This is a genomic window from Nocardia sp. XZ_19_385 (assembly GCF_015355755.1).
In the GTDB taxonomy this organism is placed as follows: domain Bacteria; phylum Actinomycetota; class Actinomycetes; order Mycobacteriales; family Mycobacteriaceae; genus Nocardia.
Map to the genome: position 1 here is coordinate 147,414 of NZ_JACVEE010000002.1, position 14,024 is coordinate 161,437.

15 protein-coding genes are annotated in these 14,024 nt (G+C 68.0%); 7 read left to right on the top strand and 8 right to left on the bottom strand.

Annotated elements, in window-relative coordinates:
- Nucleotides 1-33: 33 nt before the first annotated feature.
- From IBX22_RS13455 to IBX22_RS13475, 5 genes are all read right to left on the bottom strand, one after another.
- Nucleotides 34-702: an MspA family porin gene (locus tag IBX22_RS13455; RefSeq protein WP_194815922.1), complete on the bottom strand. Its 669-nt coding sequence runs from the start codon at nucleotides 700-702 to the stop codon at nucleotides 34-36.
- Between the two features lie 693 nt (nucleotides 703-1,395).
- Nucleotides 1,396-1,965, bottom strand: a complete 570-nt coding sequence (locus IBX22_RS13460; RefSeq protein ID WP_194815923.1) for a molybdenum cofactor biosynthesis protein B — start codon at nucleotides 1,963-1,965, stop codon at nucleotides 1,396-1,398.
- An 18-nt stretch (nucleotides 1,966-1,983) separates the two neighbouring features.
- Entirely contained in the window at nucleotides 1,984-3,327 is a 1,344-nt protein-coding gene (locus tag IBX22_RS13465; protein ID WP_375540240.1) for a S1C family serine protease, read from the bottom strand.
- Nucleotides 3,328-3,422: 95 nt separating this feature from the next.
- Nucleotides 3,423-4,904 carry a HAMP domain-containing sensor histidine kinase gene (locus IBX22_RS13470; protein WP_194815924.1) on the bottom strand — a complete coding sequence of 494 codons (1,482 nt, stop codon included), beginning with the start codon at nucleotides 4,902-4,904 and terminating at the stop codon, nucleotides 3,423-3,425.
- Nucleotides 4,905-4,915: 11 nt separating this feature from the next.
- Nucleotides 4,916-5,602, bottom strand: a complete 687-nt coding sequence (locus IBX22_RS13475; protein WP_194815925.1) for a response regulator transcription factor — start codon at nucleotides 5,600-5,602, stop codon at nucleotides 4,916-4,918.
- Nucleotides 5,603-5,901: 299 nt separating this feature from the next.
- Between IBX22_RS13475 and IBX22_RS13480 the strand changes: the two genes are divergently transcribed.
- The 7 genes from IBX22_RS13480 to IBX22_RS13510 all read left to right on the top strand — a co-directional run bounded on the left by IBX22_RS13480 (nucleotide 5,902) and on the right by IBX22_RS13510 (nucleotide 12,187).
- Nucleotides 5,902-8,550 (top strand): ATP-binding protein, encoded by a 2,649-nt coding sequence (locus IBX22_RS13480; protein ID WP_194815926.1) that lies wholly within the window; start codon nucleotides 5,902-5,904, stop codon nucleotides 8,548-8,550.
- Nucleotides 8,547-8,945, top strand: coding sequence for a roadblock/LC7 domain-containing protein (locus tag IBX22_RS13485; RefSeq protein ID WP_194815927.1), 399 nt, complete (start codon nucleotides 8,547-8,549; stop codon nucleotides 8,943-8,945). The genes IBX22_RS13480 and IBX22_RS13485 overlap by 4 nt, the downstream gene beginning before the upstream one ends.
- Before the next feature lie 8 nt (nucleotides 8,946-8,953).
- Nucleotides 8,954-9,340: a DUF742 domain-containing protein gene (locus IBX22_RS13490; protein WP_194815928.1), complete on the top strand. Its 387-nt coding sequence runs from the start codon at nucleotides 8,954-8,956 to the stop codon at nucleotides 9,338-9,340.
- Nucleotides 9,321-9,938, top strand: a complete 618-nt coding sequence (locus tag IBX22_RS13495) for an ATP/GTP-binding protein (protein ID WP_309234600.1) — start codon at nucleotides 9,321-9,323, stop codon at nucleotides 9,936-9,938. The genes IBX22_RS13490 and IBX22_RS13495 overlap by 20 nt, the downstream gene beginning before the upstream one ends.
- Nucleotides 9,931-10,710, top strand: coding sequence for a hypothetical protein (locus IBX22_RS13500; RefSeq protein ID WP_194815929.1), 780 nt, complete (start codon nucleotides 9,931-9,933; stop codon nucleotides 10,708-10,710). Before IBX22_RS13495 ends, IBX22_RS13500 begins: the two co-directional genes overlap by 8 nt.
- A gap of 50 nt (nucleotides 10,711-10,760) precedes the next feature.
- Nucleotides 10,761-11,639, top strand: a complete 879-nt coding sequence (locus IBX22_RS13505) for a DUF1906 domain-containing protein (RefSeq protein WP_194815930.1) — start codon at nucleotides 10,761-10,763, stop codon at nucleotides 11,637-11,639.
- A gap of 326 nt (nucleotides 11,640-11,965) precedes the next feature.
- A complete protein-coding gene (locus tag IBX22_RS13510; RefSeq protein ID WP_194815931.1) occupies nucleotides 11,966-12,187 on the top strand; it encodes a hypothetical protein in 222 nt (73 codons plus the stop codon).
- Nucleotides 12,188-12,247: 60 nt separating this feature from the next.
- Here IBX22_RS13510 and rpmF read toward each other — a convergent pair whose 3' ends face one another.
- From rpmF to mrf, 3 genes are read right to left on the bottom strand one after another with little or no spacing between them, the layout of a single operon-like run.
- Nucleotides 12,248-12,421: a 50S ribosomal protein L32 gene (rpmF, locus tag IBX22_RS13515; protein ID WP_194815932.1), complete on the bottom strand. Its 174-nt coding sequence runs from the start codon at nucleotides 12,419-12,421 to the stop codon at nucleotides 12,248-12,250.
- 1 nt (nucleotide 12,422) lies between these two features.
- Nucleotides 12,423-12,692 carry a type B 50S ribosomal protein L31 gene (locus IBX22_RS13520; protein WP_194815933.1) on the bottom strand — a complete coding sequence of 90 codons (270 nt, stop codon included), beginning with the start codon at nucleotides 12,690-12,692 and terminating at the stop codon, nucleotides 12,423-12,425.
- A complete protein-coding gene (gene mrf / locus IBX22_RS13525) occupies nucleotides 12,689-13,978 on the bottom strand; it encodes a ribosome hibernation factor-recruiting GTPase MRF (protein WP_194815934.1) in 1,290 nt (429 codons plus the stop codon). The genes IBX22_RS13520 and mrf overlap by 4 nt, the downstream gene beginning before the upstream one ends.
- Nucleotides 13,979-14,024 lie beyond the last annotated feature (46 nt).

Genomic DNA, 14,024 nt, shown 5'->3' on the forward strand with positions numbered 1-14,024 from the left:
GTATGTTCGGCGAGAAGAGGATTCGAAGACGGGTCAGCCGATGGAGAAGGGCTGGCCGTACAGGGTGGTCTTCGAGTAGTGATCGCCGATGATTTCGACCACGGTGTAGGAACGCGCCTGCGCGTAACCGGCGCAACCGGTGATGCTGATCAGCATGTCCTCGTACTCGACCGAGTAGACGCCGGCCTTCAGAATGTCCTTCTGCTCGATGGCGGCCCAGCTGACCTGGCCGGGGCCGAGCCCCAGGCTGAACCCGCCGGAGAGGCCGAGGCTGTCCGGCTTGACGCTGACGCCACCGCTGAGGCTGAGCGCCTCGTCGCCGATGCTGACCTGGCAGCCGACGATGTAGCCGGTGGTGATGGTCGACGCACCGTGCGTCGAGGAGTTGTTGGTGCCGGGGCTGTTGTCCGCGCCGTTCCAGGGGCCGGGATTGCCGTCGGGAGTGGCGGTCACGTCGGCGGTCGCGTTGCCCGACACGCGCACTTCGCGGGTCACGCCGTTCGCGGTGATACCCGGGACGACGACAGCGTGCTCACCCGTGCGGGTAATGGTGACGCCTGGACCCGTCTTCTGACCGTCCGGCAACGGCACGAAGACATCGGCATTGGCAGCGCCGGTCGAAAACAGACCCATGGCAACGGCCGCGGCAGCACCGGCCACGCCGGCACTGCGACGCAGACCGTTGGTGCGGTTCTCGCTCATACTTCCCCTCATCAGGTTCTAACAGTCAACCTCGACCATCGAGGCTGGATGGTCCTCTCAGGCCCAGCTCAGTTTGTCGTCCGTTTGTTGCCGGTGTGTAACCGGCCGTTATTTCGGCGCAACGGCCTTAGCTGGCAACGGAACCGAGCCATGGTTCCGCCGGGTCGGCAACGTTCGTGACGTACCCGGGCCTGTGGGGTCCATAGTTGGGTGGCTCTGGGCGAAGATTAAACCGTAGGTAACTGTGTGGCAACGCGCGCTTTGGTAAAGAACATTGTGATGTAGATCACAGTACCAATCATGCTCATATCGCTTGACGTGCATAGACGCAGCGGGGAAGGGTTCCGGAGCGACTTATTCGACAACCCGCGGCACAACAAGGCCATTCGCGGGTACGAGTCAGCGCCGTAACGAAATGGCCTGCATCACAGTCGAAATACAAAAACAGTGAGGCAGCCGCGGCTATATATCCGTTCGTAATACGGAGCGCGGCCGTAGATAAAGCTCAACCGTGGTGCGGTGGCACCTGGGAGCGCAGCCAATCATCGGAAGACGATGGCGCTTCGGAGTCGTCACCACGCTCATCGCGGGTGGTATCGGGAAGAGCGTCGCCGAAGATTTCGGCTAAACGCGCGGCGTCCCTCGCCCGGCGGTCGGCCGGGCGAGGATCGTCGGAAGAACCGGTGCCGCTGATTATTCGGCCAATCCGGAGAGTTCGCCGATCGCCTTACTGGCGAGCGGCCCGAGGGTTGCCATGCCGTCGCGGACCGCGGCGCGAGTGCCCGGCAGGTTCACGACCAGGGTGCTGCCGGAGATGCCCGCGACCCCGCGCGAGAGCCCAGCGTCCAGCGAACCGGCGACCCGGCCGGAAGCGCGCAGCGCCTCGGTGATGCCGAGCAGCTCGCGGTCCAGCACCTGGGAGGTGGCCTCGGGGGTGACATCGCGCGGCGACATGCCGGTGCCGCCCACCGAGATCACCAGGTCGACACCGCCGATCACCGCGGTGTTCAGCGCATTACGGATTTCCACCTCGTCGGCCTGCACCGAAACGGATGCGTCGACTAGGAAACCCGCCTCGGTGAGCAGCTCGGTGACCAGCGGTCCGAGCGAGTCCACACCTCCATGCGCCGTTCGATCGTCGACGACCACCACCAGTGCACGCCCCGCCACAGGAGCATCGATTTCCATGCTGCTAACCGTAGCGCCTGCGGCCGCCTGTTCGACGGCTGAGTTGGCAACAGCACTGAGGTCCGCACTCGACATCAACATGACCTTCCAGCCTTACGCGGGAGCGCCGCTGAGCGTGACCTCGACGGTCTTGGGGTTGTTGCCCTGCTCATCGGTGTAGGTGACCTTCACCTTGTCGCCGGGCTGGTACGACCGGACCGCCGCGATGAGGGCGTTGCCGGAGCTGATCGGCCGGTCATCGATTTTGGTGATGACCGAACCCGCGGGGATGCCCGCCTTGGCCGCCGGGCCGTCCGGCGTCGCCTCCAGGACCAGCGCGCTGTCGTCCTCCGGGCGCAGCTTGATGCCGATCTGGGCGTAGGTGGCGTGGCCGGTTTTGATCAACTGATCGGCGACCCGACGGGCCTGATCGACCGGGATGGCGAAGCCGAGGCCGATGGAACCGGTCTGCTGCCCGGCCATCTCGTTGGCGCCCAGGCTCGCGATGGCGGTATTGATGCCGATCAGCTTGCCGTTCGAATCGACCAGCGCACCACCGGAATTGCCGGGGTTGATGGCGGCGTCGGTCTGGATCGCGTCGATCACCGGGTTCGGCGTATTCGGGCTCGAGGCGCCTTCGCCGCTGGTGGACACCGGGCGGTTCAGCGCGGACACGATGCCGGTGGTGACGGTGCCGGCCAAGCCGAGCGGGGAGCCGATGGCGATGGCGGACTCGCCGACCTGCAGGTCCGCGGAGGTGCCGAACTCGATCGGGGTCAGGCCGGTCTTCTCGGCCTTGATCACCGCCAGGTCGGAGACCGGATCGTTGCCGACCATGGTGGCCGGTGCGGTGCTGCCGTCGCTGAAGACGACCTCCATCTTGGAGTTCGCGCCGGCGCCCGCGGCGACATGGTTGTTGGTCAGGATCAGGCCGTCGGAGGACAGGACCACGCCCGAGCCCTCGCCTTCGGCGCGATTGCTCGCGACCTTGATCATCACCACGCTGGGCACCACCTTCTGGGCCACCGCCTGGATCGAACCGGCGGGCGCGTTCGCGACGTCCTTGACCTTCGGGCGGGGCGCGTCGAGTGCGTTGCTGACCGAGGTGCCGGAACCGTCCCGATGGGTGACGGCCGCGCCCACGACACCACCGATGCCACCACTGACCAGGGCCAGCGCCAGCGCGCCGGCGATGAGACCGGTGCGCAGCGGTTTCCGGGGCGGCTGCACGCCGTAGGGGGCGCCGGGGTGCGGCGGGTTCGGATATCCCGGCATCGCAGCGTATTCCGGCCCCGATTCCGGACCCGGGAACTGCTGGGTCTGGTACTGCGGCGTCGAATACTGACCGGTGGAATACGGACCGGCTTGCGAATACGGCTGGGAGGGCGCGCCCCAGCCGGCCGGGATCTGCTCGGTCGGCTGCGGACCGCTGGTACCGGACTTTTCTTCCTCGGTCATGGCTTCTCGTTTCTCCCTAGCGTCTGCGACCAACCTTGGCGGCGACGGATAAGAGTGGACTGAGATCCTGCTTTGACCCTGCTTTGGAGTTTTGTTCAGAGGTCCGCGGGGGCGTCGTCTATTTCCGGCAGCACACCGGGCGCAGCGCCCTCACCAGGTAACACAATACGGATCAGGGCACCGCCCCGGTCGGAAGTGTCGATGGTGATGGTGCCGCCGTGTTTGGTTACGACTTGTTTGACGATGGCCAATCCGAGACCTGAGCCGGGCATGGAACGCGCGGCGGTGGTCCGATAGAAGCGCTCGAAAACCAGCTCGCGTTCGGCGACCGGAATTCCGTGCCCGGCGTCGTCGACGGCGAGTTCCAAAAGTCCGCGGCCGGTCTCGCGCATGGCGACGTGCACCTGTGCGCCCGCCGGACTCCATTTCGCCGCATTGTCGAGCACATTGAGCACCGCGCGCTCCAGGCCTGCCTCGTGGCCGTACATGAACCACGGGCGCAGCTCGGCCACGAACTCGATGGAGCCGCGCCGCCGCCGCGCCCGTTCCAGCGCCCGCTCGGTGACCTCGCCGAGATCGATACGGTCGTAGACGGTTTCGGGGGCGTCCTCGCGGGCCAGGTCGACCAGGTCGCCGACCAGCTGGGACAGTTCCTCGATCTGGGCGACCACGTCCGAGCGCAGCTCGGCCATGTCCTCCTCGGGGATGCTCGGGGCGCCCGGCCGGCTGGAGGCGATGAGCAGCTCCATGTTGGTGCGCAGCGAGGTGAGCGGCGTCTTCAGCTCGTGCCCGGCGTCGGCGACCAGCCGGCGTTGCCGGTCCCGGGATTCCGCGAGCGCGCGCAGCATGGTGTTGAAACTCTCGGTGAGCCGGGCCAATTCGTCGTCGCCGGTGACCGGGATGGGGGTCAGGTCGTCGGTGCGGGCGATCCGCTCGGTGGCCGAGGTGAGCCGGGCGATGGGCCGTAACCCGGTGCGGCCCACGGCGGTTCCGGCGGCCGCGGCCAGCACGACACCGCACCCGCCGACCACGAACAGCAGCCAGGCCAGCCGGTCGAGCACCTCCCGGGTCGGCTCCAGGCGCTGCGAAATGATCAGCGTCGCCCCGGAATTCGTGGGCATGGCCAGCACCCGCTGGTTGTGCACGGTGCGCAGCGAGGAGGTCAGCTTGCCGTCGGCGACCGCGAGTTCCTGACTGCCGACCGGCGGAATCGTCTGCTGCGGCGGCATATACGGCTTGTGGTCGGCGAAAATCAGTGCCACGCCGACGTCATTGGAGAACAGACCCGCCAGCACGATGGACTGGAAGCCGAGATTCTCGAAATTGTTGTTGATCATCGTCTCGGCGCGCGCCTTCAGCTGCGAGTCGACGTCGTTGTACAGCGCCCGCTCCACCATCGCGTACGCGGCGATGGAGGTGACGGCGACCGCGATGGCCACCACCGAGGCGGCCAGCAGGGTGACCCGCCACCGCAGCGACACCGATCGGGTCAGCGGCATCGGCGGGCGCATCTCCGCGTCGTGCGGGCGCTGGCCGAGTGTGGCGACGACCGGCCGCCGGGGAATACTTCGTGCCATGACTCCCGGCCCTACGGAGGGGTCTCGCGTAGCACGTAGCCGACGCCACGCACGGTGTGGATCAGCCGCGGTTCCCCCTCGGCCTCGGTCTTGCGGCGCAGGTAGCCGATGTAGACCTCGAGCGCGTTGCCGGAGGTCGGGAAGTCGTAGCCCCATACTTCTTCCAGGATGCGGCTGCGGGTCAGCACCCGGCGCGGATTGGCCATCAGCATTTCCAGCAGCGAGAACTCGGTGCGGGTCAGGCTGATCGAGCGGCTCTCGCGCCACACCTCGCGGGTGACCGGGTCCAGCGACAGGTCGGCGAACCGCATGGCCTCGGAGCCTTCCTCCGGGTCGATGGCGCGGCGGCGCAGCAGCGCGCGCAGCCGGGCCAGCAACTCCTCCAGCGCGAACGGCTTCGGCAGGTAGTCGTCGGCGCCCGCGTCCAGGCCCGCTACCCGCTCGGAGACCGAATCGCGTGCCGTCAGCACCAGAATCGGCAGATCGTCACCGGTGCTGCGCAGGCGGCGGCAAACTTCCAGGCCGTCCATGCGCGGCATCATCACATCGAGGACGAGGGCGTCGGGTCGTTGCGCGGTGGCCTTCTCCAAGGCGTCCACACCATCCACCGCGAGGTCGACGGTATAGCCGTTGAAGGTCAGCGACCGGCGCAGCGATTCCCGGACGGCGCGATCGTCGTCGACTACCAGAATGCGCATGCGACCAGTTTGGCCCTAACGACTGAGAGTGCACTGAGAGGGGCGGTCGCGACACGCCGGACAGCCCTGGACACCATTCAGCAACCCTTCGATCGCGAGCCGGAGTGGGTCCGACCGAAAAGCGCTCTGCCCGTGCGTCATTGCGGACCCGAGCCTGCTGCCGGTTTCAATTGCCGCTCGTCACCGGACACGGTATGTTTCACGTGCCATTTAACAAGACCTCTGGTTGGTTATGGACAGGCACCGCTGCCGAGTGTGAGCCGGGGGCCTAATCGAGAGAGCTGAGGGATAGAGGCGGGATGGAAGCTGCACCGCGATCCTGGCAGACGATTTTCTCCAACTGGTCGGTTGCCCGCAAGGTCGCCATCGCGCTGCTCCCACCCGTGATCTTGGCCATGTCCTTCGCTGTACTGCGCGTCGACAACCATCTGGACGGCATGCAGCAGGTGCGGCAGGCCAGCGAGTACAACGCGGCCGTCCACCAGATCATCGAATTCGCCGGAGCCAGCACCGAATTGGCGGTCAGCGCGGTCAACACCCTGGGCGGTGACCCGGCCGACCCGCGCATCGGCAAGGCCAACACCCGGTTCGACCGGGCGGTGGCCGACCTGGAATCGGTGCTGCGCCTGCCGAAAACCGATCCCGGTCTGCTCCGCGACATGAACTCGGCGATCACCGCGTCGAAAGCGATGCGTGACAAGTCGCGGGCGACCCCACCCCCGGAGCTGAGCACTCAGCTCGACGCCATCCTGGGCTACGTCGACAAGGCGATGGCCTCCTCGGACGGCGTCGCCTCCACCTACAACGGGGCACAGCGCTACATGCTGCAGGTCAGCGCGATCGTCACCGCGCGCCGGGCCTTCGCTCAGCAGCAGATGCTCATCGGGATGATGACCTCCGGCCGCAACAGCGCGTCGCAGCAGGAGCAGCTGGCCGCCCGCATCCTGACCACCGCCGGCTCGGAGATGGCGCTGATCCAGGTCTACGACCAGGTCCTGCCCACCGACGCCCCGTTCAAGGACCCGCTGCTGGCCGGCGCGATGGCCCGGATGGCCGCCGTCGCCGATCCGTCCAAGGCGGCGGACCTGGTCGAGTCGACGCGGACCAGCGTCGCCACCTACGATCTGGTCGCCACCGACCGGGCGCGTGCGGTCGAACGGGTGCTGGGTGCGGCCCTGACCACCGCGCGCAACGACGCGATGCGCGACACCTCGATCATCATCGGCACCCTGCTCGCCGGTTTGGCGCTGGCGTTGTGGGTGGCTCAGGCGCTGGTCATGTCGATCCGGCGGCTCCGCCACGACGTGCTGGACACCGCGCACGTGCGGCTGCCCGAGGAACTGGCGCTGGTGTACTCCGGCGGCACTCCCCCGCCGATTACCCCGGTCGGTGTCACCGGCCGCGACGAGATCGGCCAGCTCGCCCGCGCCGTCGACGAAATGCACGAGCAGGCCCTGAATCTCGCCGCGCTCCGACTACAGATCGGCAAGATGTTCGAGACGCTGTCCCGGCGCAGCCAGTCGCTGGTGGAACAGCAGCTGACGCTGATCGAGGAACTCGAGCGCAACGAAGAGGACCCGGTCCGGCTGCAGAGCATGTTCCGGCTCGATCATCTCGCCACCCGCATGCGCCGCAACGGCGACAACCTGCTGGTGCTGGCCGGCACCCCGCTGCGCCGCGGTCACCTGGAACCGGTCGGCCTCGGCGACATGCTCTGGAGCGCCATCTCCCAGGTCGAGGACTATCAGCGCGCCGAAATCGGTTCCGTGCCCACCGGAATCGTCGCCGGTGCGGCCGCTGTCGACATCGAGCATCTGGTCGCCGAACTGATCGACAACGCGCTGCGGTACTCCCCGCCGGATCGCCGGGTCGGGGTCGGGGTGGCCCGCACCATGGACAGCGGCTACCTGATCGAGATCATCGACCGCGGCCTCGGCATGTCCGACGAGGACCTGGAAGCGGCCAACAACCGCCTCTCCTCGGGCGGCGCGGTCAACTTCGAAACCGCCCGCCGCATGGGCCTTTTCGTGGTCAGTAATCTTTCGGCCCGGCACGGCATCCAGGTCAGCCTGCGCCGTACCGCCTCCACCACCGACACCGCCGGCATCACCGCCGCGGTACATCTGCCCGCGCGCCTGGTCTCGCTGCCCGAGTCCGACCACCCGACCGCCCCGGTGGTGCCGTTGCCGCAGGCGCCGTCGGCGCCGCACCTGCAGCCGGTGCCCGATCCGGAATCGGTGGAGACGACCGCGCCCCAGCGCACCGCGTACGGTCTGCCACGCCGGATCCCGGTGCCGGTGGAACCCGATCCCGCGCCCGAGGTTTCGACTCCGGCGGGTTACGAGAGCCGTTTCTCCGTCGATCCGGTGTCGCGCGACATCGAGCCGGTCGCCGAACTGACTCCGCCCGCGCCACTACGCCCGGTAGACGAGGAACCCGAGCACACCTTCAGCCCGCACTTGGTCTCCGCGGAGCCCGAAAGCAGGATCGGCGCACACGCGGCCGCCGAGGAGCCCGAAAACAGCTTCGGCGCACACTCGGCCGCCGAGGAGCCCGAAAGCACCTTCGGTCCACCGATTTTCGAACCGGTCTCCGCCGATCCGGACGACGGCGGCGGCGCCGCTCCGATCTACCAGCGCATGGTCTCGGAGTGGCTGGTGGATTCGGCGGCCTCGGATTCCTCGGGCGCGCAATGGAGCTCGCCCGCCGACTCCGGCTGGCAGGCCGCGGCCGAAGCCAGCACTCCGGCCTCCTCCGGCCGGACCCGCGGCGGTCTGCCGATTCGCCGGCCCGGCGCCCAGCTGGTTCCCGGCAGCGTCGACCCGAGCGCCGACGCCGGAATCCGGGACCCGGAAGAAATCCGCGAAAACCTCACCCGCCATCTGAACGGCGTCTTCAGCGGTCGCCGCGCCGCCGACGCCAAACACGAACATGGGGAATTTGTATGAGTGAATCCAACAACGCCAATCTCAACTGGCTGGTCGCGCGGTTCGCTCGCGAAGTACCCGGCGTCTCGCACGCGGTCCTCGTATCCGCGGACGGGTTACTCCAGGCCACCAGCGACAATCTCCCAGAGGAGCGCGCCGAGCAGCTCGCCGCCATCACGGCCGGCCTGGCCAGCCTGGCCGCCGGGGCGGTGCAACTGTTCGACGGCGGCAAGGTGATGCAGTCGATCGTCGATATGCAGCGCGGCTACCTGTTGGTGATGAGCGTCGGAACGGCCTCGCACCTCGCGGTGCTGGCCACCAAGCAGCACGACATCGGCCGGATCGGCTATGAGATGGCCCTGCTCGTCGACCGGGTCGGGACGGTCATTCAGGCCACCGCCCGATCTTCCGTGTGAGTCCGCCTGTGCCCAGCCCTGTCGACCCGTACAGCACTGGCGAGTCGCCGCGCCGGCCTGGCCGGGTGCGGCCCTACGCCCTCACCGGAGGACGCACCGCATCCACCGTCGATCTGCCGTTGGAGGCGGTGATCGAGACGGTGTCGTTTCCGTCCTACCCGGCTTGGCCGGCCGGCGATATCCGGATGGAACTCCTGCACCTAGGTACTCAGCGACTGTCCGTGGCCGAGATCGCCGGTCGTCTGGAGCGCCCGCTGGGGCTGGTCCGGGTGATGATCGGCGATCTGGTGGTCGCGGGCTCCCTGCGCGTGCATTCGACCTTGACCGACGACGCGAGTTACGACGAGCGCCGTGCCCTGATGGAGAGGACCCTGCGTGGAATCCGCGCCCTTTAAGACCTTCGGGCTCGAAGAAGCCCGCACCGCGTCGACCAAGATCGTCATCGCGGGCGGATTCGGCGCCGGCAAGACGACTTTCGTCGGGGCGGTGTCGGAGATCGTGCCGCTGCGCACCGAAGCCCTGGTGACCGACGCCTCCGACGGCGTGGACGACCTCTCGGTCACCCCGGACAAGACCACCACCACGGTGGCCATGGACTTCGGCCGGATCATCCTGCCGAACAACATGGTGCTGTACCTGTTCGGTACGCCGGGGCAGCGCCGGTTCTGGTTCATGTGGGACGACCTGGTGCGCGGCGCGATCGGCGCGGTCGTGCTGGTGGACACCCGCCGGATCGAGGACAGTTTCGCGCCGGTCGACTACTTCGAGTCCCGCAAGCTGCCGTTCCTGGTGGCGATCAACCGGTTCCCCGGCGCGCCGCGGTTCCCGCTGAACGAGGTGCGCGAGGCGCTCTCGATCCGGGAGGGTGTGCCGATCATCGATATCGACGCGCGCAGCGCCGAGGAGGTGCGGCGCACGCTGGCCGCGATCACCGAATACGCCCTGATGCGGTTGACGGCCCAGGAGTTCGAGCGGACCGGCCGTCATGTCTGAGATCGACTACTTCGCCATGGGCAACTGGATGCTCGGGCTGGCCTTCGCGGTGTCCGCGCTCGGGGCGCTGATCGGCCTGATCTGCATCCGGCACGCGGGAACGCCGGACATCTCGACGCGGGCCGCGCTGGGCTGGCTGACCATCGGCGCGATCTCGATCGGCGGGATCGGGTTCTGGCTGACGAGTTTGGTGCTGCTGCTGGGCTTCTCGGTGTCGGACAGTCCGGTGCGCTACGAGGTCGGCCCGATCGCGGCGGGGCTGGCGCCAGCCACCCTGGGTTGCCTGCTCGGGCTGGTGCTCGCGGGGAACCGGTCCCAGCTGACGCGCTCGCTGGCGGGCGGCGCGATCGCGGCGCTCGGGCTGGTGACCACGGTGATGCTGGGCGTGCACGCGGTGCGCGTGCGTGGCACGGTGTCTGTCGAGACCTGGCCGCTGTACTTCGTCGGCGTGGTCGCGGTGCTCGGGTTCGTCGGCGCGCTCTGGCTGACGCTGACCTACCGGGACTCGGTGCGGGCCCGGGTGGGCGCCGCGCTGCTGGCCGGGGCGACCGTCGTAGCCGCGCAGATGCTCGCCATGTCCGCGATCGAGGTCGACATCGAGCCCGGTGTGCCGGTGTCCAACGGCATCGAGCTGTTCGACTTCGCCTATCCGGCATTCGTGGTGGGTCTGCTCACCTTGGCCGTGCCGATCGCCGCGGTGCTGCTGGCGCCGCTGCGCCGGCCGTTCGAGTCCACGCTGACCGAAGAGACCCCGGTGGGGCAGCCAGGCTGATCGACGCGAAGTCGCGCGACCGAATGTGAGCGCGACTTACAGTGGGAGACATGCGGTTCGGACTGGACTATGCGGGTGGGCGTCCAGGCGGCGCGGCCATCCGAGCGGCCGGATTCGATTTCGTGGTGCGGTATCTCAGCTCCGGCGGGCCCTCGCTGCCGGGCAAGCTGCTCACTCCCGCCGAGGCGGATGACCTTCGGGCGCACGGAGTTTCGATCGCTTCGAACTGGGAGACCTATGCCGATCGGATGCTCGAGGGCTACGACGCGGGCGCGCTGGACGCCGAGCTGGGGCTGGCGCAGGTGCTGCGCTGCGGCGGGCGCACCGACCGGCCCATCTATTTCTCGGTCGATTTCGATGCCACGCCGCAGCAGCAGGTCCCGATCAACGCCTATCTGGATGGCGCGGCGACGGTGCTGGGTCGCGCGAATATCGGTATCTACGGCGGCTATTGGCCGGTGAGCCGGGCGCTGGATTCCGGGCACGCGGTGTGGGCCTGGCAGACCGACGCCTGGTCGGGCGGAAATGTGGAGTCGCGCCGCAATATCCATCAGACACTGCGTCAGCCGGTGGTCGGCGGCGTGGTCTGCGATGTGAATGTCGCGGAGACCGCGGATTTCGGGCAGTGGGATTTCGTACAGGAGGAGCCGGACGTGACGCCGGAACAAGAGGAAGTGCTGCGGGATATCCAGATTCAGCTGCGCGGGCCGGGTTTGTCCGGGTGGCCGCAGCTGGGTACCGACGCCGAGGGACGGAATCTGACGCTGGTCGACGGGCTGGCGGCGGCGCTGCGCCGGATCGACGAGCTGGAGGACGACACCGAGGCGTTGCGCGTGCAGGTCGATGAATTGCTGGCGGAGGTGCGGCGCTTGGAGGGGCCGCGCTGGCCGTGGCCACTGTCTGCGATCCAACGCGATCGGGCCAGGTAGCAAGTCGGCGGGGGCGCCAATTTTGGCGATGAGCGGGTTCTCTCGGTTACCCGGGAGAACCCGCCCTCGCGAATGAATGTACCGGCGGCACGACACGATTTCATCACTGCATTGGGACTTTTACGGTCACCAAAAACCAACTCGCAGTACGCAATTCCCCCCATGGTTATCGGCCCGCTAGCTGGGCTTTCGGAAAAACTCCAGGTGCTTTCCACGAGATCAGTAGCTGGCTGATTGCCCCAGATCACCTTTGATTTCCGGCCCGATATGCCCCACATGCGAGATACCGTGGCAACCCCTGGTGATCGTCTGTAAGGAGTGTTCACATGGCCGTCAACGTAGTGCTCGACAAGGTGCTCGATAAGGCCTACGAGGACAAGACGCTCGACGAAATCCTGTCCGCCCCACCGTCCGCCCTGGCCGGGCTCACCGAAGAGCACGACAAGGTGCTGGCGGCCCTGAAGATCAAGACCATTGCCGATCTGGGCAAGAACAAGTATTTCCAGCTGGCCTCGACGCTGGTCGAACTGGCCGACAAAGAAGGCTGATCACTGCGCCCTGCCATCCCGGCACGCCTTGCGGCCTGCCGGGATGACGGGGTTCGCGCTCTAAAGGCGCGTCGGGTCGACCAGTCCGAGCTGCACGGCCTTGACCAGGCGGCGCGGAACCTTGTGCGCCACACTGCCGACCTTGACCTCGACCAGGTCCGGCGGGGTCGCCTTCCACTGGGCCCGGCGACTGCGGGTGTTGGAGCGCGACATCCGCCGCTTCGGCACCGCCATGTCAGCTCTCCTTGCTCGCGCGCGGGTTGCGCCGGCCGTACTTGCGCTCGAACTTCTCCACCCGGCCCTGGGTATCCATGACCCGGCTGGTGCCGGTCCAGAACGGGTGCGAATCCGAGGTGACGTCCACCACCAGCAGCGGATAGGTGTTGCCGTCCGCCCATTCGATGGTGCGCGCGCTGGTCGCGGTGGAGCGGGTCAGAAACCGCTTGCCGGTGCTCTGGTCCTCGAACACCACGGGGTGGTAGTCCGGATGAATTCCTGCTTTCACTTACCTTCTCCTCTCTGAGAATTCGGCTGCGCGGGGGCCGATTCGGAGTCCGCACAGGGGTCTTGGTGCCACTCGCCGAACGGGTCTTCCCACTGCGCCACCCGCTCGGGTGCGCGTTCGACCAGGCGCAGTTCGTCGTCCTCCACCAGCGCCCAGTGCAGGGCGTGGCGGATATCGGCGGGATCGGCGTCGTGCGCCAGGATCACCAGCGAGATATCGCGGTCGCCGAAGGTGTCGTCCCAGCGCAGCGCCGCGAGCGCGCGCCGGGCCGGATCCGCCTGCGCCACTTCGTCCGCCGGCATCGCGGCGAGCCAGCGCCCGGCGCCGCCGACCCGCAGGCCACCGCCCGCGGACTCCAGCCACACCACCTCGCCGGGCTGGGTGGCCAGCCACATCCGGCCGCGCGCGGTGACCACGCCTTCGAACAGCACGTCCAGGGCTTCGTGCAGGCGTTCGGGATGGAACGGACGGCTCGCGGCGAACTCGATGAGCGTCACGCCGTGCTCGGTGCCCAGCGGGGGCTGACCGCGCAGCAGCGGAGCGTGCGCGTCGAAAATCCGGCCACGGCGCGAACCGGCGGGGATCCGCGCCAGCAGCTTCTCGATCTCGGCGGTGCCGACCGTGGCGAGGTCTTCGCTCCAGCAGACCGGGGCGTCGGGCACCAACCGGGCCAGCACCTCCGCGAGCCGAGCCTGGTCCAATGCGTCGACGGCGGGGCCGAGCGCCACCAGGGCGTCGGCGAAGTCGACCTGTCCGACGGCCACCTGCGCGACCGTGCGGTCGTCGTCGGCCGCGGCCAGGCCACGCTCGGCGAGGGTCTCGTCGCCGGTGGCGTCGGCCAGCCAGGTCTGGGTGTCCAGGCAGGTCAGCACGGCCTCGACGCGCACGTCCCGCCCGGCCGGGCCGTCCACGCGGCCGACGATCCCGGCCACCACGACACCCTCGATGGCCTGGCACACGGCTTCGGCCTCGAAGGCCGGATCCAGCGCCAGCACAATGCGATCCACCGAATCCCGGGCGGACAGCTTGCACAGCAGCGGCAGCAGATCGGCGCGCAACGTGCAGGAGACGCAGCCGTGCGCCAGCTCCAGCACCTCGGTGCTCTCGCGTCCGTCCTGCCACACCGTGCGCCGCACGATGCCCTCGCGCAGTTCGCTCAGCTCGTGCCGGACCACGACCGTGCCCGCAGCCTGCCGCAGTGCGGCGGCGAGATGGTCCACCCCCTGGGTGGCACGTCCCGCGAAGCCCGCGATCAGCACGACCGGCGTGCGCTCGAGAACAGCCACCGGGAACTCCTTTCGACAACGATTTCCATTAACCGAAGAGCAACGC